This is a genomic window from Nostoc sp. (assembly GCF_036918015.1).
GTDB lineage: Bacteria > Cyanobacteriota > Cyanobacteriia > Cyanobacteriales > Nostocaceae > Nostoc.
In genome coordinates, this window is record NZ_JBALEO010000046.1 from 35,937 (window position 1) to 54,279 (window position 18,343).

The 18,343-nt window shown below is 43.3% G+C and carries 17 protein-coding genes; 10 read left to right on the forward strand and 7 right to left on the reverse strand.

The window, feature by feature from the left end:
• Positions 1-90 precede the first annotated feature (90 nt).
• Together V7K61_RS10715 and V7K61_RS10720 are read left to right on the forward strand one after the other, a co-directional pair.
• Positions 91-1,212: a geranylgeranyl reductase family protein gene (locus V7K61_RS10715; protein ID WP_335053310.1), complete on the forward strand. Its 1,122-nt coding sequence runs from the start codon at positions 91-93 to the stop codon at positions 1,210-1,212.
• A 77-nt stretch (positions 1,213-1,289) separates the two neighbouring features.
• Positions 1,290-1,727 carry a hypothetical protein gene (locus tag V7K61_RS10720; RefSeq protein ID WP_335053311.1) on the forward strand — a complete coding sequence of 146 codons (438 nt, stop codon included), beginning with the start codon at positions 1,290-1,292 and terminating at the stop codon, positions 1,725-1,727.
• 349 nt (positions 1,728-2,076) lie between these two features.
• Here V7K61_RS10720 and V7K61_RS10725 read toward each other — a convergent pair whose 3' ends face one another.
• Positions 2,077-2,310: an EF-hand domain-containing protein gene (locus V7K61_RS10725; protein ID WP_094348581.1), complete on the reverse strand. Its 234-nt coding sequence runs from the start codon at positions 2,308-2,310 to the stop codon at positions 2,077-2,079.
• Positions 2,311-2,354: 44 nt separating this feature from the next.
• Here V7K61_RS10725 and V7K61_RS10730 point away from each other — a divergent pair, with 44 nt between their 5' ends.
• Positions 2,355-2,552, forward strand: coding sequence for a hypothetical protein (locus V7K61_RS10730; RefSeq protein ID WP_335053312.1), 198 nt, complete (start codon positions 2,355-2,357; stop codon positions 2,550-2,552).
• Positions 2,553-2,557: 5 nt separating this feature from the next.
• Here the strand turns inward: V7K61_RS10730 and V7K61_RS10735 are convergent, their stop codons facing one another.
• Positions 2,558-2,716: a hypothetical protein gene (locus V7K61_RS10735; RefSeq protein ID WP_335053313.1), complete on the reverse strand. Its 159-nt coding sequence runs from the start codon at positions 2,714-2,716 to the stop codon at positions 2,558-2,560.
• Between the two features lie 83 nt (positions 2,717-2,799).
• On the opposite strand from V7K61_RS10735, the gene lysS reads away from it, so the two are divergent.
• On the forward strand, positions 2,800-4,323 hold the full coding sequence (gene lysS, locus V7K61_RS10740; RefSeq protein WP_335053314.1) for a lysine--tRNA ligase: 1,524 nt from the start codon (positions 2,800-2,802) through the stop codon (positions 4,321-4,323).
• A 92-nt stretch (positions 4,324-4,415) separates the two neighbouring features.
• Here the strand turns inward: lysS and purF are convergent, their stop codons facing one another.
• The 3 genes from purF to V7K61_RS10755 form a co-directional block, all read right to left on the reverse strand.
• A complete protein-coding gene (purF, locus tag V7K61_RS10745) occupies positions 4,416-5,915 on the reverse strand; it encodes an amidophosphoribosyltransferase (RefSeq protein ID WP_335053315.1) in 1,500 nt (499 codons plus the stop codon).
• A 361-nt stretch (positions 5,916-6,276) separates the two neighbouring features.
• On the reverse strand, positions 6,277-8,727 hold the full coding sequence (gene purL, locus V7K61_RS10750; protein WP_335053316.1) for a phosphoribosylformylglycinamidine synthase subunit PurL: 2,451 nt from the start codon (positions 8,725-8,727) through the stop codon (positions 6,277-6,279).
• A 1,001-nt stretch (positions 8,728-9,728) separates the two neighbouring features.
• Positions 9,729-10,214, reverse strand: a complete 486-nt coding sequence (locus tag V7K61_RS10755; RefSeq protein WP_094348587.1) for an allophycocyanin subunit alpha-B — start codon at positions 10,212-10,214, stop codon at positions 9,729-9,731.
• A gap of 238 nt (positions 10,215-10,452) precedes the next feature.
• Here V7K61_RS10755 and rlmD point away from each other — a divergent pair, with 238 nt between their 5' ends.
• Positions 10,453-11,859: a 23S rRNA (uracil(1939)-C(5))-methyltransferase RlmD gene (gene rlmD, locus V7K61_RS10760; RefSeq protein ID WP_335053317.1), complete on the forward strand. Its 1,407-nt coding sequence runs from the start codon at positions 10,453-10,455 to the stop codon at positions 11,857-11,859.
• A gap of 391 nt (positions 11,860-12,250) precedes the next feature.
• Complete coding sequence (locus V7K61_RS10765; protein ID WP_179068619.1) at positions 12,251-12,700, forward strand: ATP-binding protein; 450 nt, start codon at positions 12,251-12,253, stop codon at positions 12,698-12,700.
• Between the two features lie 71 nt (positions 12,701-12,771).
• Here the strand turns inward: V7K61_RS10765 and V7K61_RS10770 are convergent, their stop codons facing one another.
• Positions 12,772-13,050, reverse strand: a complete 279-nt coding sequence (locus tag V7K61_RS10770; RefSeq protein ID WP_094328229.1) for a DUF6439 family protein — start codon at positions 13,048-13,050, stop codon at positions 12,772-12,774.
• Positions 13,051-13,155: 105 nt separating this feature from the next.
• Here V7K61_RS10770 and V7K61_RS10775 point away from each other — a divergent pair, with 105 nt between their 5' ends.
• Both V7K61_RS10775 and asnS read left to right on the forward strand, forming a co-directional pair.
• Positions 13,156-13,518 (forward strand): hypothetical protein, encoded by a 363-nt coding sequence (locus tag V7K61_RS10775; protein ID WP_335053318.1) that lies wholly within the window; start codon positions 13,156-13,158, stop codon positions 13,516-13,518.
• Positions 13,519-13,520: 2 nt separating this feature from the next.
• A complete protein-coding gene (gene asnS / locus V7K61_RS10780) occupies positions 13,521-14,912 on the forward strand; it encodes an asparagine--tRNA ligase (protein WP_335053319.1) in 1,392 nt (463 codons plus the stop codon).
• A 280-nt stretch (positions 14,913-15,192) separates the two neighbouring features.
• Here the strand turns inward: asnS and V7K61_RS10785 are convergent, their stop codons facing one another.
• Positions 15,193-15,978, reverse strand: a complete 786-nt coding sequence (locus V7K61_RS10785; RefSeq protein ID WP_335053320.1) for an Rpn family recombination-promoting nuclease/putative transposase — start codon at positions 15,976-15,978, stop codon at positions 15,193-15,195.
• A gap of 168 nt (positions 15,979-16,146) precedes the next feature.
• Between V7K61_RS10785 and V7K61_RS10790 the strand changes: the two genes are divergently transcribed.
• Entirely contained in the window at positions 16,147-16,623 is a 477-nt protein-coding gene (locus tag V7K61_RS10790) for a chemotaxis protein CheW (protein ID WP_335053321.1), read from the forward strand.
• Between the two features lie 21 nt (positions 16,624-16,644).
• The gene (locus tag V7K61_RS10795; protein WP_335053322.1) at positions 16,645-17,925 is read left to right on the forward strand and encodes a CheR family methyltransferase; all 1,281 of its coding nucleotides are present in this window, start codon (positions 16,645-16,647) and stop codon (positions 17,923-17,925) included.
• Positions 17,926-18,343: the final 418 nt, after the last annotated feature.

The window sequence follows — 18,343 nt, forward strand, 5'->3', positions numbered from 1 at the left end:
TCAGCCTTTATCATTTATTAGGTATTTAACAAAAATTGATTGAGTATCTCAATAGAAAATAAACTAATTCTGGAGCAAAAATTCAGCCTTATGTACGACTGCATCATTGTCGGCGCTGGGCCAGCTGGTGGAACAGCCGCATATCATTTAGCCAAACAAGGTCGCTCAGTATTAGTGTTAGAAAAAGAATCTCTGCCAAGATATAAACCTTGTGGTGGTGGTGTATCTCCAGCGATCGCTCAATGGTTTGACTTTGATTTTAGCCCAGTAATTTCTGTAAAAGCCGACTCCCTTCGCTTTACCTGGAAATTAGGCGACCCTGTGGAGGCAAAAATAGCCACCAAAGAACCAGTCTGGATGGTGCGACGAGATATTTTTGACCATTTCTTAGTGCAGCAAGGACAGAAGCAAGGGGCTGAACTACGAGATAATACGGAAGTAACGGGTATTGAATTTCAAAGCGACTATTGGCAAGTTAACACAACTAATGGCCCAGTTACAAGTCGCTACTTAATTGCGGCTGATGGTGCTAAAGGACCAATGGCAAAATGGCTCGGCTTCAAAGACCGCAAACGGCGTTTAGCAGCAGCTTTGGAAGCAGAAATTCCCGCAACTGTCAAGGACAAATCTACAATTCACTTCGAGTTTGGCTTGGTAAAAAATGGCTACATTTGGAACTTCCCGAAGGCAGACGGTTATTCCATTGGTGTTGGTACGTTTATTGGTGGTCAACCCCAGGACTTTAAGAAAATTTTAGATGAGTACGCGCGATCGTTTAATGTAGATATCAAAACTGGTAAGCAGTATGGTTATCCCCTTTGCTTGTGGGATGGCAACCAAAAGTTACATACCCAAAATGCGGTTTTAGCTGGGGAAGCTGCTTGTGTAGTCGATCCGATGACAGCAGAAGGCATTCGTCCGTCAATTTTTAGCGGTTTGATTGCAGCAGGAGCCATTAATGAGGCTCTTTCTGGTGATACCAACGCTTTAGAAAAATATAGCGAAGCTATTAATGAAGAATGGGGTACTGAAATGGCTTGGGCACAAAAATTAGGTGGAGCATTCTATCGCTTTCCAGGCATTGGCTACAAAGTTGGTGTTAAGCGCCCCTCTGGTGCGAAAATCATGGGTAAGATTCTGTGTGGGGAACTGCGCTATGGTGACGTTGCCGGTCGCGCTCTCAAGCGTTTAATTCCTGGTTTTGGAGGTTAATTAACCAGACAAGTATGCTCGATCAACTTATTAAAGGTAGGCAAACTGACGCCACAATGTACTAGACATTTCTCAATATGGCAATTTACTTGACAAAACGGCTATCTGTGTTCGCTAATATTCTTGCTCTTGTCCTCTTCATGCCGGGAATTGCCTTAGCTGCACCCCTTCAAATCAATACTGCTTCTGGTGTTATTTTCGCCCAAACTACCAAAACTGCAAGCTACCCCACCTCGTCGGAGATTAACCTGACTCCCTTACAACGCCAGGAACTCCAGGCTGTGCGTCAGAGAAGAAATAGGGAAATTGCGGCAGTATTAAACTCATCTCAGCGTGACCAACTTAATCACAATCTCCGGGCTGGTAATAATATCAAGCAAGCCCTAGAAAAACTAAATTTGCAACCAGAACAGCAAGATTTGGTAAAGGCGATCGTGCAATTTACTAACTTGAAAATGAAGGCTATTTCATCTAGACATTTGCTAAAAGTAGGAAAGAATTCAAGGGTTCAATAATACTGGTAAATCGAGACTTAAACATTTTCAAGGGAGAAGCAAGCCTCAAACTTATGTATGGGTAAGAGAAATATAGCAAATGTTCAAAAATGGCTGAAACCCATATATATCAAGAAACTATTTTGTTTGCGATCTGTCTCTAGTGTTGAATAGTCAAAACCATTAACCAATCGAAAACCCTCTGGGAGGTGGCTACAGAGTCGATGGTAGATTATTACTAGCTAGAATGAAGTATCGGGGTGTCACTAAGGGGTCAATAAAGGCAAATCCCTCAATAGTTGCCTAGAGAGGGATTTAGTGTGGGCTAGAGAGAGATTTTGGGGTGAGTGTGGTGTTGATTTTTTGACTGCTAGTTTAAATTATTTGCTTTCTCAACTGCTTCCTTTAACTCTTCAAAGGTAATACTACCGTCTTTGTCCGAATCATACTGTACTAGTAACTCCTGGGGACTAGTGGTATTTGTTTCTGATGAGATGATTGCACTTAAGCCAGGACTTAAAAAAAGATCGTTAATGGAGATTTTGCCGTCTCGATCGCCATCTAAGGAATTAAAAAGAGATTGAAGCTCTTGCTCGGTTGTCATAAGTTTCTATCTGAATTGATTTTTCAATTTAATATCTCAAAATCTTGACAAATACGCAAGGAAAGTTAATAAAAAGATTTTATTGGGTGCGGGATGGCGATCGATATACTTTCGCGAATCGATGCGGACAACAGCGATATCTGGCTCAGGTTCGGAGTATTGGCTCAACTGAATGGGATTTTGTACCCGAACTAAGGCAACTTCTGCTAGCGATGCCTGCGGCGGGCTGTGCCAACGCTTGAGATAGTCAGATGCACAAAGCGTTGGCGCTCATCGGGATAACTTGCCCTTCAATCAGTTCCACCGATTCATCCTCTGTAATAATACCCGTCTCCAGCATCAGGTGATATTCGTTTACAGTCCACAGGCGCACTCTAGTTTGTGTAATTGTATTTCCTTTAGCCATCGCACATCACTTTTAGGCGATTATTGCTTACTCTCAACTTTGGCAGCATCTATAATTAATCTTGCCCTATTTAGTTCGTTACCATGTCGGAAGAAGATATCCGAGCCGCGAGGCTGGAGAAAGTAGAACAACTCAAGCAGCTAGGGGCTAATCCCTATGCCTATCGTTGGGAATCTACCCATCATGCAGCGCAGTTGCAAGAACAATTTGCCGATTTATCCAATGGTGAAGAAGTTGATTTGGAAGTTGCCATAGCTGGCCGCATTATGGCGCGTCGCGTTTTTGGTAAATTGGCTTTCTTCACTTTGCAAGATGAAACCGGTACAATTCAGCTTTATCTAGATAAAAATCGCATTCAAGAAGGTATGGCAGATATTGATGCCGATGCCTTCAATCACCTGAAGCAACTTACAGATGCAGGCGACATTCTCGGAGCCAAAGGTACTATTAAACGGACTGAAAAGGGCGAGTTATCTGTCTACGTTAAACAATATACTATCCTTACTAAATCTCTGTTGCCTCTACCCGACAAGTGGCATGGATTAACGGATGTTGCCAAGCGCTACCGTCAGCGTTACGTTGACTTGATTGTAAACCCGGAAGTGCGACAAACTTTCCGCCGTCGCGCTCAAATTACTGCTGGTATTCGCCGCTATTTAGAACAGCGGGATTTTCTGGAAATTGAAACGCCAGTTTTGCAAAGTGAGACTGGAGGTGCAGATGCGCGTCCATTTATCACTTACCACAACACTTTAGAAATGGAATTGTATCTGCGAATTGCCACAGAACTCCATCTCAAGCGGTTGATTGTGGGTGGTTTTGAAAAGGTGTTTGAATTGGGGCGAGTTTTCCGCAATGAGGGAATTTCAACTCGACACAATCCCGAATTTACAACGATTGAAGTTTACCAAGCCTACGCCGACTACAACGATATGATGGTGTTGACTGAAGGAATTATTACCACTGTCGCTCAAGAGGTACTCGGCACATTGGAAATCACCTATCAAGGCGAACCTATAAATTTAACACCACCTTGGCGACGGGTGACAATGCACGATTTAGTTAAAGAATTTACGGGCTTGGATTTTAATTCGTTCCAAAATTTGGAAGAAGCAAAAACAGCAAGTAAAAATGCTGGTATTCCTGGTATAGATGAAGCCCAATCAATTGGTAAGTTGCTGAATTTGGCATTTGAAGAGAAAGTAGAGGCCAATTTAATTCAACCTACCTTTGTAATTGATTATCCCGTAGAAATTTCGCCCCTAGCAAAACCTCACCGTTCTGTGCCTGGTTTGGTAGAACGATTTGAGTTATTTATAGTCGGGCGAGAAACTGGGAATAGCTTCTCAGAACTTACCGATCCCATCGATCAAAGAGAACGTTTAGAAGCACAGGCGGCGCGGAAAGCTGCTGGTGACTTAGAAGCCCAAGGTGTAGATGAAGACTTTCTGACAGCTTTGGAATATGGTATGCCGCCTACAGGTGGTTTAGGGATTGGGATTGATCGCTTGGTGATGTTATTAACTGATTGTGCCAGTATTCGGGATGCGATCGCCTTCCCCTTACTCAAGCCAGAAAAATCAGAATCATCCCCAGAAGAATCCTAATCTTTCACCCCATTCCTTAATCCCCTCCTCGCTTGCGAGGAGGGGAGACAAAACGTAGCTTTGGCGGGGTGGGGTTCTTCAGTTTTAAGCCCTTACACCACTACTTTTTCTAAAATCAGCTTAGAACGTTTCACTTGATCGGGAATCGCCACAGGATAATCTCCGGTAAAGCAGGCAGAACAGAAACTATTGGTGTCTTCTCGTGTCGCTTCCAGCATTCCCTCCCAACTCAGATAGGCGAGACTGTCTACTTCCAGTTGCTTGGCAATTTCCGCTACTGACTTGGTAGCAGCAATGAGTTGATCCTGAGAATCGGTATCGATGCCATAGAAGCAGGGATGAGTTACAGGCGGAGAGGAAATTCGCATGTGTACCTCTACTGCACCTGCATCACGTAAGGTTTTGACTAGTTTACGGCTGGTAGTACCCCGCACAATCGAGTCATCTACAATAATTACTCGTTTACCTACCAGCACATCTTTGAGGGGGTTGAGTTTCATCCGCAGACCCGATTCCCGCATGGTTTGGGTTGGTTGAATGAAGGTTCGCCCAACATAGCGATTTTTAATCAGTCCTTCGCCGTAAGCGACACCAGACGCTTGGGAAAATCCAATAGCAGCAGGTATACCAGAATCAGGAACACCAAAGACAATATCGGCATCTACAAAAGATTCTTTAGCTAGCTGGTGTCCTAATCGCATTCGATAGCTGTACAAACTCTCGTTGTGCATGACGCTATCCGGGCGGGCAAAGTAAATCATTTCAAAGATACACAATTTCCGCTCAGATTTTTGACTCCAATGATAAGAAGCCAAACCTTCTTCAGTAATCCAAACTAATTCACCTGGTTCTACGTCTCGCAGGTATTCGGCTCCAATGATATCTAAACCACAAGTCTCGGAAGCCAAAACGTAACGGACTGGATTACCAGCCAAAGTGCCAATTACCAAGGGACGGATTCCATTAGGGTCACGGACACCCATAACGCCGACGGGAGTGCCAATAACTAAACTAAAGGCTCCTTGACAACGGTGAAATGCCTTAATTGCACCTTCTAGCCAATCAGCGCCCGTATCTATGGCTTCTGCGATCGCAAAAGCGATCATTTCTGAGTCTGTTGTTGTGACTAAGTTACATTTATTCTCAAGCAACTCTTGACGTAGTTGCACAGTATTGACTAAATTACCATTGTGTGCAAGTGCTAATGAACCTAAACGGGTTTCCAGTACTGCGGGTTGGGCATTAACTCTGCGACTAGAACCTGTAGTCGAATAACGAGTGTGACCAACAGCAAGGCTACCGAGCAATTGATCCAAGACAGATTCATTGAAAACTTGAGACACCAAGCCCATATCCTTGTGGAGATGTACTTGTGTACCCTCAAAGGTGGCAATACCAGCTGATTCTTGACCCCGATGCTGGAGGGCATACAATCCAAAGTAGGTCAGTTTAGCAACGTTTTCTCCTGGGGCGTAGATGCCAAAAACACCACAAGCTTCTTCTGGCTTGTCAGGCTGATTTTCATGACTATTGATTGGGTTGTTAGTTGGGTCGGGGTATTCATCCGAAGTAAGAGAATGAATAGAAATCATGCTAGCTTTGCTCCTGGTGGGGGGGGTCAATCAATTTTGGATTTGAGATTGACGATAGCGGAGCGTTAGCGAGTCCGCGAGCGTCTTTTGGATTGATCGCACCGTAGTAAGGATGCGGCTTGGGATTTTAGAATGGCGATCTTAGATTTTTTGCCCAGTAAGAGCAAGATATGAATTAGAAGCAACGCCCCTAATCCAAAATCTAAAATTCAAAATCTAAAATCGGTGGTCAAGTTACTGGGATTATATAAATGGTTGAGGATTTCTTAACAAATCTTTAACCATCCATTAAAACAGTACCGTAATTTTGCTCAGAGACGCTAATAAAAGAGTGAGGAATTAGGAGTTATGCTTTTTATTCCTAACTCCTAACTTCTTCAGGGGTAGTGGTATGGATGGCGAGACGTTTGGCGATCGCATGGAAGTAGCGATCGCTCATATCTTCGATACTAACTTTGATTAAGGTTTGGTTATCAGTGGTGAAAACCCCCAAACCCGCCTCAAAATTACCAACTACACCGAGTTTCTGCCATTCTTGACTCAGATGTTCCTGTAAATATGATTCCCAAATTTCTTGTTGTGCTGATGCTACAGAAACTAAAATTCTGGCACCACCTTCGGCAAACAACACCTCGTCAAGGCGAGGCAGTGCGGTCTTGGGGTCTCCCCAAGTGGAGCAACTGCCGTGGTTTAACTGTGTAGGTGCTATTTCTAAATTGATTTCAGCACCAAGATTGCCAACAAGACAACATTCGGCGATGGCGATCGCCACTCCTCCCTCAGCAGAATCGTGGGCTGAACGTACCCAACCATTACGAATTCCTTCACGACAAACTTTCTGGACGCGGCGTTCCAAGTCAAAATCTACCCGTGGTGGTTTTCCGGCAACAGTTCCGTGGATAGTGGCTAAATATTCAGATGCTCCCAAGCTGATTTTGGATGCCAAAGGCAATCCGAGTAGATAAATCACATCGCCGGATGCTTGCCAACCTTGACCACAAATTTTGGTTATATCAGGAATCAAGCCCACCATACCGACAACAGGAGTGGGATAAATGGGTTGTGGGATACCTTGAGAATCAAGAGTTTCGTTGTACAAAGAGACATTTCCGCCTGTGACTGGTGTCGCCAATTCTCGGCAACCTTCCGCCAAACCGCGACAAGCTTCTGCCAATTGCCAGTAACCAATGGGTTTTTCTGGAGAGCCAAAATTTAGATTATCCGTCACCGCCAGAGGTTCAGCACCCACACAGCTAAGATTGCGTGCAGCTTCTGCCACCACTGCCTTAGCCCCTTCGTAAGGGTCAAGATATACATAACGAGGATTGCAATCTACCGTGGCAGCAACACCGCGTTGGACATTGGGAATTCTTCTCTGCTCCTCTGCCCCCCCGCTCCCTTGCTCCCTATCCTGTTCAAGGGGGCGCAAACGAATAACAGCCGCATCTGCACCACCTGGAAGCATTACTGTATTATTTTGTACTTGATGGTCATACTGACGATATACCCAATTTTTAGAAGCGATCGTGGGTGTATCGAGCAAAGTTAAGAGAATATAATTCCAGGTTTGCAGTCCTCCTTGAAGTTCTATTCCAGCAGTTGTGGAAGGAGGTAGGGAATCAGCAGTCCATTCCCAAGCTTGACGGGCATATTCTGGTGCTTCTGCCAACAACTCTCGATTATATAGTGGGGTATTCTCCGCCAAAGCTTCAGCAGGAATTTCTGCTGCTACTTCACCCTGAAAAAGAATCCGCACAATCGGTTCAGCAATGACTGTCCCAGCCACAACAGCTTGAAGTCCCCAACGGTGGAAAATATCGATTAATTCCTGCTCACGTCCCTTGTGGGCAACAAACAGCATTCGTTCTTGAGATTCCGAAAGCAGATATTCATAAGGAACCATCCCCGTTTCTCTGACAGGAATTTTATCTAAATCTAGTTCAATTCCCACACCGCCTTTTGCAGCCATCTCTGAGGTAGAACAGGTGATTCCCGCAGCTCCCATATCTTGGGCGGCGACAACTGCACCTGTCTTAAACGCCTCCAAACAAGCTTCAATTAAAGACTTTTCCAAAAAAGGATCGCCCACTTGTACAGCAGGGCGATCGTCTATGGATTGATCGCTCAATTCTGCACTAGCAAAACTCGCGCCTCCCATACCGTCGCGCCCAGTGGTGGAACCAACATACAGCACGGGGTTCCCTAAGCCAGATGCTCCAGATTTGACGATTTCTGATGTTTCCATCAACCCCAGTGCCATAACGTTCACTAGAGGATTACCAGAGTAAGCAGAGTCAAAGTAAACTTCGCCACCAACAGTTGGTACTCCCACACAGTTACCATAATGAGAGATTCCTGCCACTACGCCTTGGAAAAGCCTTTGAGTTTTGGCATCTTCTAGAGAACCAAAGCGCAGCGAGTTTAATAGAGCAATGGGACGCGCACCCATTGTAAAGATATCTCTGAGAATGCCTCCTACACCCGTTGCAGCTCCTTGAAAGGGTTCGACCGCTGAGGGATGGTTGTGAGATTCAATCTTAAAAGCTAGTTGGAGTCCGTCACCCAAGTCTACAACACCAGCATTTTCACCAGGCCCCACCAGGATGCGGGCGCCATCGGTGGGAAATTGTTTGAGTAGAGGTCGAGAATTTTTATAACAGCAATGCTCAGACCACATCACACCAAACATTCCCAGTTCAGCTTTGTTGGGATGACGGCCTAGCCGACGGACAATTTCTGCGTATTCTTCTGGTTTAAGACCTTCAGCAGCAATTTCTTGGGGGGAAAAGGCTGGTTTTGAGGTTGCAGTCATGGAAGTAATGCACTCTGGGGGGACAGAGCATTATTCTATCGATTTACTTGCCCTGTAGGTGCAGTTCCAGAAATACAGATAATTCTTCTTTGGATATTTCTTTTTGGACTACTTGAATCACCAAGTTGTAAGCTTGCTCTTGGGATAAGTTCAAACTGTAGCCGTTTATAGAGGCTTATTTGTAAAATTAAGATTAACTACGGCGGCAAGCTAGGCACTTTTACTTTTCTGTAAATTTAAGCGCGATCGCTCATCAATTTAAACTCTAACTAAATACCTGTATTTCCATCTTGGTAAGTAATTGGCAGAAGATGCTTGTGCAGCCTTTCTTACAAGCAAACTTGTTTCTTGGATTGAGGGGTAGTAGAACCCCAGAATGCACTCAACAGGATTATTCCGGCCATGAACTAGACAAGATGAAGATCAATAGCACACCAAATGCTTTAGTCTTTAAAGATAACATTATTTTTTAATCTTCGTGAAATTTCTAGCTCCTTTACTTACGTAAATCTAGTGTCACTCAGAGATTATTCGGGTATATGCAGTTTAGATGTAACAATCAAGTGACGAGAATCACACATATCGATGATTAGGATCGTCTCTTTCATCTCGCTAACTAGGCATAATCAATGACAACTGAACTCTAGCCGAGTCATTAATAGGGAACACACTTAATAGCCGACAGCCTTAATCAAGGACTGTCGGTTTTTTGTATTTGTCATTAGTTAAATGCCCAATGCCCACTTGCCCTGAGCGTACCCCTGCGGGGAAGCAAGCTACGCGTAGCATCTCGTAGAGAAGCCGAACGCAAGTGCCCCATGCCCATATCCATAAAATTTCCCCACAACTGGTTGGTAACTTGACAAAGATTTTGCCACAGCCACTACCAAATGTGGGGAGGGTATGATCAAATTGGGGATCTTATGCCTATCGAGTGCTAATATCTTGCACTCACTCTAGTAGACCGGAAGTAAACTTCCAGAACCAGCACACACCTTGTATTAAGACATCGCTTGAATGATGTAATCAAAGTAAGGTGCTGCTTCAGCAGCGTCTTCCGCACTCAGTAAGCTAAGGGAAGCTGTTTTGAGGGAATTAATCGCTTCTACCATTCCAGGCACGGGAACGCCCAATGAATTGTACATTTCTCGCACACCAATCAAACCGATTTTTTCAATTGGCTCTTTGTCACCGGCAAGTACACCATAAGTAATTAGGCGTAAGTACCAGCCAAAATCACGGATACATAGAGAGCGTTGGCGTTCACCGTAAGCATTACCTCCAGGGGAGATAAAGTCAGGACGCTTCTGCCAAAGTTGTTTGGTTGCTTCTTGAACTATCTTCTTTTCGTTTTCGGCTAGGGTAGCCGCAATCCGCGTCCGTTGTACGCCGGTTTGCAAAAAGTCTTTGATATTTTTAAGTTCACCACTGCTGGGATAACGCAGTTCGTCGTCGGCTTTGAGAATAACTTGGCTAATTACAGTCATGATTATTGAAATCACCTGAAATATTATCTGTTAGTTTACCGAGTTGGAGGTACACAAGTGAAGGGATCGGAGTTACTTATGTATTGAATTTATCTGTTTGGGGAGAGTGGGGAGAGTGGAGAGAGTGGGGAGAGTGGGGAGCAGGGGGAGCAGGGGGAGCAAGAAAAAATAACTAATTCTTAATTCCCAATGCCCAATAACAAATGACCAATGACCAATGACCAATGACCAATGACTAATGACTAAAATAATTTGGCAACAGGGTGAATTAATTGAAGTGACGATCGCTAATCTGAGTGATACAGGCGATGGTGTGGGACGCGCTGATGAGCGTGTAGTGTTTGTCCCAGATACCGTCCCAGGCGATCGCGCTATTGTCCGTTTAGTTCATGTTAAACCTAAATACGCCCACGGGAAGCTCCAAGAGCTATTAGAACCATCCCCCCACAGGATTCGACCCAGTTGTATTGTGGCGGACAAGTGCGGTGGTTGCCAGTGGCAGCATATTAGTTATGATTACCAGCTAGTAGCCAAGCAAAATCAAGTTATCCAAGCTTTGGAGCGCATTGGCGGCTTTATCCAACCACCAGTAGATCCGGTACTCGCCGCCCCTTCTGCTTTCGGCTACCGTAACAAATCTACATATCCTTTAGGCATATCGGCAACAGGACAGGTACAAGCTGGTTACTATCAAAAAGGTAGTCACCAATTAATTAATTTAAATCAATGTCCAGTCCAAGACGCGCGATTAAATCCTTTACTTGCCGAAGTTAAGCAGGATATTCAACAGCAAGGCTGGCAAATTTATGACGAACAGCGCCACCAAGGAAAAATTCGCCATCTTGGTTTACGCATTGGCCGACACACTGGAGAAATGTTGCTGACTTTGGTAGTAAAAGACTGGAATTTATCAGGAATTGAAACCCAAGCCCAGGAATGGTTAAAGCGCTATCCGCAGTTAGTGGGAGTATCGCTAAATCGCAATGGCGATCGCACAAATGCTATCTTTGGATCAGAAACCCGTTGTATTGCTGGAGTCCCCCACCTGCGTGAAAATTTTGCTGGACTGGAATTTCAAGTACGCCCAGATACATTTTTCCAAGTGTATACAGAAACAGCAGAGGCACTATTACAGGTAATTCAATCAGAACTCAATCTTCAAGGGCATGAATTGCTAATTGATGCCTACTGTGGTATTGGGACTTTAACTTTACCCCTTGCCAAAAAAGTACGTATTGCTACAGGATTAGAAGTGCAATCAGCAGCAGTAGAACAAGCAATTTTGAATGCCCACCGCAACGGAATTGATAATGTGACTTTCCTTGTCGGGGCAGTAGAGAAATTGCTGCCAAAGATGGGCACAATACCAGAAGTAGTAATACTCGATCCGCCACGTAAGGGGTGCGATCGCGCAGTCATCGACACTTTACGGCAATTGAAACCATCTCGGATCGTTTACGTCAGCTGTAAAGTAGCTACCCTCGCCCGTGACCTGAAATTGCTTTGTCAAGATGGGCTATATACCATTACACGGGTACAACCTGCTGATTTTTTCCCTCAAACTGCTCATGTTGAAGCTGCCGCCTTTCTTGTGCTGTCACATTTGAACAAGGATGGTAATTCCTTTACAAAAACTGAAATTTGAAATTTTTAGTCTAGTGCATACTAAAGATGCTAAAATTGAATTAAGGCAAAAATAAAAAATCATTTTGTTTAAATAAATTCAAGTTGCATAGGTTCTTAAAAATGTGAAGTGGATTGTATGAATTATAAATCGGCAAATAACTAGAGTATGCCAATACTCTCTCAAATTAGCAGCATCTTTTTAATTTGCTGACATCATTATCAAAGTGATTCTGGCCGATATATATCTAAACAATCCCAACTCATAGTTATAAAGCCAATGCTCCCTAGCATTTTCAAAATTTAGTTTTAAAGACGCAAGTTTGAAGGCAGCATGACCACCTCAAGTTTTATCAGGGTGACTGTAATAGCAAACTGATGTCTAGCTAACTGAAAGCTATGGGGTTTCTCTTGTGATTACTATTTCACTCCGTCCAGTTGGACGTTATTGGGGCACTATTAGTTTTGCCTCAACCCTCTACCTTTGTCCCATATTAGATTTATTGTTGGCAGAAATTCCAGCAAAATTACAAGCAGAACTGCGTCTAGGACTTCAAGAAGCCCTAGTAAATGCAGCTAAACATGGCAATAATCTCGATCCAAGTAAAACAGTTGTAGTTCGTTTTTCCGTAATAGATAATCAATATTGGTGGATAATATCAGACCAGGGTAGTGGCTTTACTCCTTCATCTACTACGAATGAAGAGCCAACAGATTATCTTCCACCAGATGAGTCAGAAAATGGTCGTGGTTTATGTCTTCTGCATCAAATTTTTGATCAGGTGCAGTGGAACCGCAAAGGCACAGAATTGAGGCTTTGTAAACAAATGGAAAATCGCCGGGGACTATCTCTGCGGCGGTAGGGTAGTTAGGAGTTAGGAGTTAGGAGTTAAGAGTTAGGAATTTAAAACTTTTAACTCATCACTCCTAACTTCTAACTTTTTCCGTGAGTTGGACAGGGAGGCGCAGAAATAGAGCGATCTAACCAACCAATTGCCTGTTCTAATCTAGCTTGAGCTTCTTGTGGCTGATTCTTTAAAAGATACACAATAGCTGCTGCCACTTGTTCATTAGCGCGGGAATTGCGGTTAGACTTGAGGCGATGCCAATCGTTAGGGGAAATGCTCAGTCTTTCCATGAGAGCTTGAGCTAGTTCCAGAGTACTAAGTTCATTCAGTTGACTGGTTTTCGGCAGCTGAGTAGATTGAGACATAATTATGAGTGCTGAGTGCTGAGTATTGAGTGCTGAGTCAAAAACTCATAGTTTTAATTTTGACTATTGGCAGACTCGCCTTTAATCTTAGTTTACTACTTGCACATGAAGCCGTCTAAACAATCACAACAGCCAGGGGAAACTCCAGAACCAGATTTTGAACAAGAATTAGAGGAAGTAGAGCGATCGCTCCTATCCTTAAGAGAACGTTACGATCAAGTGCAGCGCGATCGCCAACAACAGGCACAATGGCAACAGCGTCGGGATCAACTAAAGCACAATAAATCTCAGACACCAGAAATCAAAGCAGAGTTGCGGCAAATTCAACGACAGTTGGAAATGCTAGAACTCAACTTAGAAAGCCAGTTATTTTCTTGGCGTAGCCTCAAAAAACCTTTCTGGCAAGTCGTCCGCTTTGGTGGAATGGGCGTTATCATAGGCTGGATATTAAAATCTTATGCTGGATAAATATGGTAAATCGACGGATTGCAGAAATATTGCGAAGTGGCCAACCTGATGAATCCCTCCAAGTGCAAGGCTGGGTGCGGACGAAGCGCGAGTCCAAAGGGTTTGCTTTTATTGAAGTCAATGACGGCTCATCACTAGCTAATTTGCAAGTCGTCATTAATCAGGATTTGCCAGATTACGAAGCTATCTTGAAAAAATTGAATACGGGTGCTGCTGTGGAAGCGACAGGGGTGCTAGTGGCTTCTCTTGGTAAAGGACAGCGAATTGAATTGAAAGCCGAGTGCGTGAAAGTTTACGGCGAAGCTGATCCCGATACATATCCCCTGCAAAAGAAACGCCATTCCTTTGAGTTTCTGCGAACCATTGGACATTTGCGATCGCGGACTAATTCCTTTGGTGCAGTTTTCCGCGTCAGAAATGCTTGTTCAGCAGCAATTCACCAATTCTTCCAACAAAGAGGCTTTTTGTGGGTACACACACCCATCATCACTGCTAGCGATTGCGAAGGCGCAGGTGAACTGTTTAGCGTTACCAGTTTAGATTTAAAGAATATTCCCCGCACAGAAAATCAAGCAGTAGATTACAGCCAAGACTTTTTTGCTAAACCCACATATTTAACTGTTAGCGGCCAGTTGGAAGCGGAAGTGATGGCGATGGCGTTTAGTAACGTCTACACCTTTGGCCCTACCTTCCGTGCAGAAAATTCTAACACCTCGCGCCACCTAGCAGAATTTTGGATGGTTGAGCCAGAAATGGCTTTTTGTGACTTAGAAGGCGATATGGATTTGGCTGAAGCGTTTCTCAAACACATTTTTAAATATGTGTTGGAAACTTGCCCAGAAGATATGGAATTTTTCAATGAACGCATTGATAAATCTGTGTTGGCAACAGCCGAGAATATTATTACTAATCAATTTGAACGCTTAACTTATACAGAAGCGATCGCACTTTTAGAAAAAGCTGATGTTAAATTTGAATATCCTGTGAGTTGGGGTTTAGATTTACAATCAGAACACGAACGCTATCTGGCTGAACAACAGTTTAAAAAGCCAGTAATTGTTACAGATTATCCAGCGCAAATCAAAGCATTTTATATGCGTTTGAATGACGATGAAAAAACCGTCCGCGCAATGGATATTCTCGCACCGAAAATTGGCGAAATTGTCGGTGGTTCCCAGCGCGAAGAACGCTTAGAAGTTCTAGAACGCCGCGTGTTAGCACAAGGATTAAACCCAGAAGATTTGTGGTGGTATCTTGATTTGCGTCGTTATGGTACTGTCCCTCACGCTGGTTTTGGATTGGGTTTTGAACGACTCGTGCAATTTATGACTGGTATGGGAAATATTCGTGATGTGATTCCCTTCCCGCGTACACCGCAAAGTGCTGAGTTTTAGTTTGATTAAATAAGGCGATAAAAAATTGCGTTTACACAAACCAAGTCCGTCTGCGCTCAATACGGTTCGATTAAGCCAAGAGACGCGATAAATCTTTTGTCTTGACGAAGGATTGATTATTGTAGAGACGCCGATTTATCGCGTCTTTGTGATTTAGAATTTTAATCAAAAAGCCCTAACCGAAGCGTATTGTGTCTGCGCTGACTCATAAAAACTCCAAAACCCGCATTCGCGGGTTTTGCTTGTATAGGCACGTATTTTCTAAAGCGATTAATTAAAATTAAGAATTTTGAATCTCCTGTTGTAAAACTTGAACTTGCTCAATAGATAATTCAGTAACTTGAGCAATTTGCTCTAAACTCATGCCAATTCGCAACAAATTTAAAGCCAACTTTCTTGTTGTTTCTGCTTTGCCTTTGGCTTCACCTTTGGCTTCGCCTTCTTCTAGGATTTCTTGATAAATGACTGATTCGCGCATAATCTCACTCCTGAAAATCTTCTTAATTACATCCTTCTTTAATACCAGACCTGCTAAAATGCCACTGGCAGCAGCTATATTTCTTTGTAGCTGGCGATCGCTAATTGCTTCAACTGCTTTGGCTACTTGGGTTAATACCATTGTAGGATCGTTTGTTTGACTTAGCACGGCAAAGGGTAATAAACCTGGAATACTCATAAACCTGTCTGTTGGTTGTTCCCACAGCCGTATTACCTCAAACTCATGGTAAGTGTTGTTTAATCTAAAACTGTTTTCAGTAACTAATTCTGAACTGGTTTTTCTCAAATAGATTACTATTTGACGCATTTCTTTGTTAGGAAAGCGCCGATAAACCCTAACTCGATAATCTAACATCCGAAAGGGAATATCTTCATCAGGGTTGGTTTGAAATTCGGTATGTAGAACTAAATCATCAGATTGCAATAAAATTAACGAATCGGCGCGAATTGGTTCGCTTGATAATTCAGTAGGGCTAAGTTCTGTTAATTTAATCGGTGAACCTATTAACCAAGTTGCCAAGTCATCTTTGAAGTTTTCGGCAATGAATTTACAGATATTGTCATACATGGCAGCTTTAAAGAATGGGTATCATGTATTGCTGATAAAAATTAAATTTGTTAGTCTTGGGTTTCCTTGCGTCAACCCAACCTACTATTACTAGACATCCTATGATAGGTGTCTTGCATAGTCTACAAATAATACAAAAGCTAGCACTGGAGATGAAAATTAGTGTTAATGTTACTTCTCAACATTGGGAATGAGCGATATGCCATAGCAAGCCGACAGGTTATAGAAGTAATACCACTTGTTGTACTCAAAACTTTGCCCCAGCAGCCTGAGCATATCGCTGGTGTTTTTAATTATCGGGGACGCATTGTACCAGTAATTGATTTATGTCAGTTGATGCGTGGTAAACCCTCCAGTGAGTACCTGAGTACTAGGATTGTCCTAGTCAATTATTGGGGGAGTAATAATACAGAACTTCAGGCTCCCTATATTTTGGGTTTGATGACAGAACAAGTTGTAGAAACATTACATAAGTCTGAGTCTGAATTTGTTGATCCCAATATCCAGATAGATACAGCGCCATATTTGGGCAAGATGATTGTAGATGATCAAGGGATGATTCAGTGCCTTCGCATTGAGTACTTGTTGTCAGAAGCACAGCAAGTCAATCTCTTGCCAGAAAGTCATCACAATACTAGATTTTAGATTGGTCTGAAGACTCTATAAATGGCACAATCTGTTATTGAAGCTTTACTAAAAAGCAAGATTGGTTTGGATGCAAATTCTATTGGTGCTGATGCGATCGCAAGTGCAATTTATCAACGCATGGCAGATTGCGGCATAACGGATATTGCTCACTATCTGGGGAAGTTACAGGTATCTACCCAGGAGTGGGAAGCACTGATTGACACCGTGATTGTTCCAGAAACTTGGTTTTTTCGAGAACCAGAGTCTTTTGCATTTCTGAAGCATTACGTATTATCTGAATGGTTGCCAAAAAATCCCCAGGGCGTACTGCGGGTTTTGAGTGTACCCTGTGCAACGGGTGAAGAACCATATTCCATTGCGATCGCTCTTTTGGAAGCAGGATTAAATCCGACAAACATTCACATCGATGCTGTTGATATTAGCAACAAGTGCCTGTCAAAAGCCCAACGAGCAATCTACAATCAATACTCGTTTCGCGGCAATAGCCAATCGTTTCAAGAGCGCTATTTTCAGTCAACTGAGGCAGGATATCGCCTGTGCGAACAGGTGAAAATTATGGTGAATTTTATGAATGGCAACTTGGCAGATCCGGCTTTTCTTGCTGACACGCCACTTTATGATGTAGTCTTTTGCCGTAATCTGTTGATTTATTTCGATGTGACAACAAAAGAGCGCACGATTCAAGTCTTAGAAAGGTTGCTAAGTCCAGAAGGCTTGCTATTTGTTGGACACGCTGAAGCTTGGTTATTGTTTAAAACTCAATTGATCTCAGTTCGTCAAAATTCAGTTGTTGCTCATCGAAAGTCCACAGGGGGCGAAAATGTTCGCAAAAATCATCATCCCAATCTTCAGAGACAAGGCTTCACAGGCAAAAATATAGATGTTCTCAACAAGCGACAGCTACCGAAAAAAAACCGTTCCAAGTTTGTTGCCCAAGAGAGGTTAAATGTTGCTCCTCAGAATCCGATATTGCCAATAGAACTAAAAGTAAATTTGTTAGAAACAGCTAGAGCTTTAGCCGATGAAGGTCGATTGGATGAGGCGGTTAAACTATGCAACGACTATCTCAACAAAAATCAAGTGAGTACTGAAGCATATCTTTTACTAGGTCAGGTGCAGCAAGCGATGGCACAAAATGAGCGGGCGGCACAATCTTTTCAAAAAGCAATTTATTTACAACCGACTCACCAAGAGGCGCTGACTCATCTGGCATTACTCAAAGAACATCAAGGAAATGCGGATAGTGCTAATCTTCTCTGGCAACGAATTCACCGATTAACGAAGGATAAGCAGTTCTGAGGAGATCGAGTAGAAGATGCACAGAATATTAAACGAACCGCCCTTCGGGTTCACCAGTCGCTTACGGTGGGAAACCCGCCTACAGCGCTGGTTCACCAAGTACGCCATCGTGTAGCGTCTCGTTAGAGAAGAGCGCCAAGAATAGAGAGTTACTCATTTAGTGCAGCTTCACATTAAATTGGTATAAGCTAATCGCAATACTGTTCAGTTAAGGTAAGAGACGCGATAAATCGTCGTCAAGACGAAGGACTGATTATTGTAGAGACGGCGATTTATCGCGTCTTTGTGATAATTTATCTGGGTTCATCCACCTTTGAACTCCGTTCATCCACCTTTGAACTCCGTTCATCCACCTTTGAACTCCGTTCATCCACCTTTGAACTCCGTTCATCCACCTTTGAACTGGATTCATCCACCT

Bases quoted from the DNA above. Each gene is read 5' to 3' on its own strand.
- V7K61_RS10715 (WP_335053310.1), top strand. From the start codon at position 91: ATGTACGACTGCATCATTGTCGGCGCTGGGCCAGCTGGTGGAACAGCC.
- V7K61_RS10720 (WP_335053311.1), top strand. From the start codon at position 1,290: ATGGCAATTTACTTGACAAAACGGCTATCTGTGTTCGCTAATATTCTT.
- V7K61_RS10725 (WP_094348581.1), bottom strand. From the start codon at position 2,310: ATGACAACCGAGCAAGAGCTTCAATCTCTTTTTAATTCCTTAGATGGC.
- V7K61_RS10735 (WP_335053313.1), bottom strand. From the start codon at position 2,716: ATGGCTAAAGGAAATACAATTACACAAACTAGAGTGCGCCTGTGGACT.
- lysS (WP_335053314.1), top strand. From the start codon at position 2,800: ATGTCGGAAGAAGATATCCGAGCCGCGAGGCTGGAGAAAGTAGAACAA.
- purF (WP_335053315.1), bottom strand. From the start codon at position 5,915: ATGATTTCTATTCATTCTCTTACTTCGGATGAATACCCCGACCCAACT.
- purL (WP_335053316.1), bottom strand. From the start codon at position 8,727: ATGACTGCAACCTCAAAACCAGCCTTTTCCCCCCAAGAAATTGCTGCT.
- V7K61_RS10755 (WP_094348587.1), bottom strand. From the start codon at position 10,214: ATGACTGTAATTAGCCAAGTTATTCTCAAAGCCGACGACGAACTGCGT.
- rlmD (WP_335053317.1), top strand. From the start codon at position 10,453: ATGACTAAAATAATTTGGCAACAGGGTGAATTAATTGAAGTGACGATC.
- V7K61_RS10770 (WP_094328229.1), bottom strand. From the start codon at position 13,050: ATGTCTCAATCTACTCAGCTGCCGAAAACCAGTCAACTGAATGAACTT.
- V7K61_RS10775 (WP_335053318.1), top strand. From the start codon at position 13,156: ATGAAGCCGTCTAAACAATCACAACAGCCAGGGGAAACTCCAGAACCA.
- asnS (WP_335053319.1), top strand. From the start codon at position 13,521: ATGGTAAATCGACGGATTGCAGAAATATTGCGAAGTGGCCAACCTGAT.
- V7K61_RS10785 (WP_335053320.1), bottom strand. From the start codon at position 15,978: ATGTATGACAATATCTGTAAATTCATTGCCGAAAACTTCAAAGATGAC.
- V7K61_RS10790 (WP_335053321.1), top strand. From the start codon at position 16,147: ATGTTACTTCTCAACATTGGGAATGAGCGATATGCCATAGCAAGCCGA.
- V7K61_RS10795 (WP_335053322.1), top strand. From the start codon at position 16,645: ATGGCACAATCTGTTATTGAAGCTTTACTAAAAAGCAAGATTGGTTTG.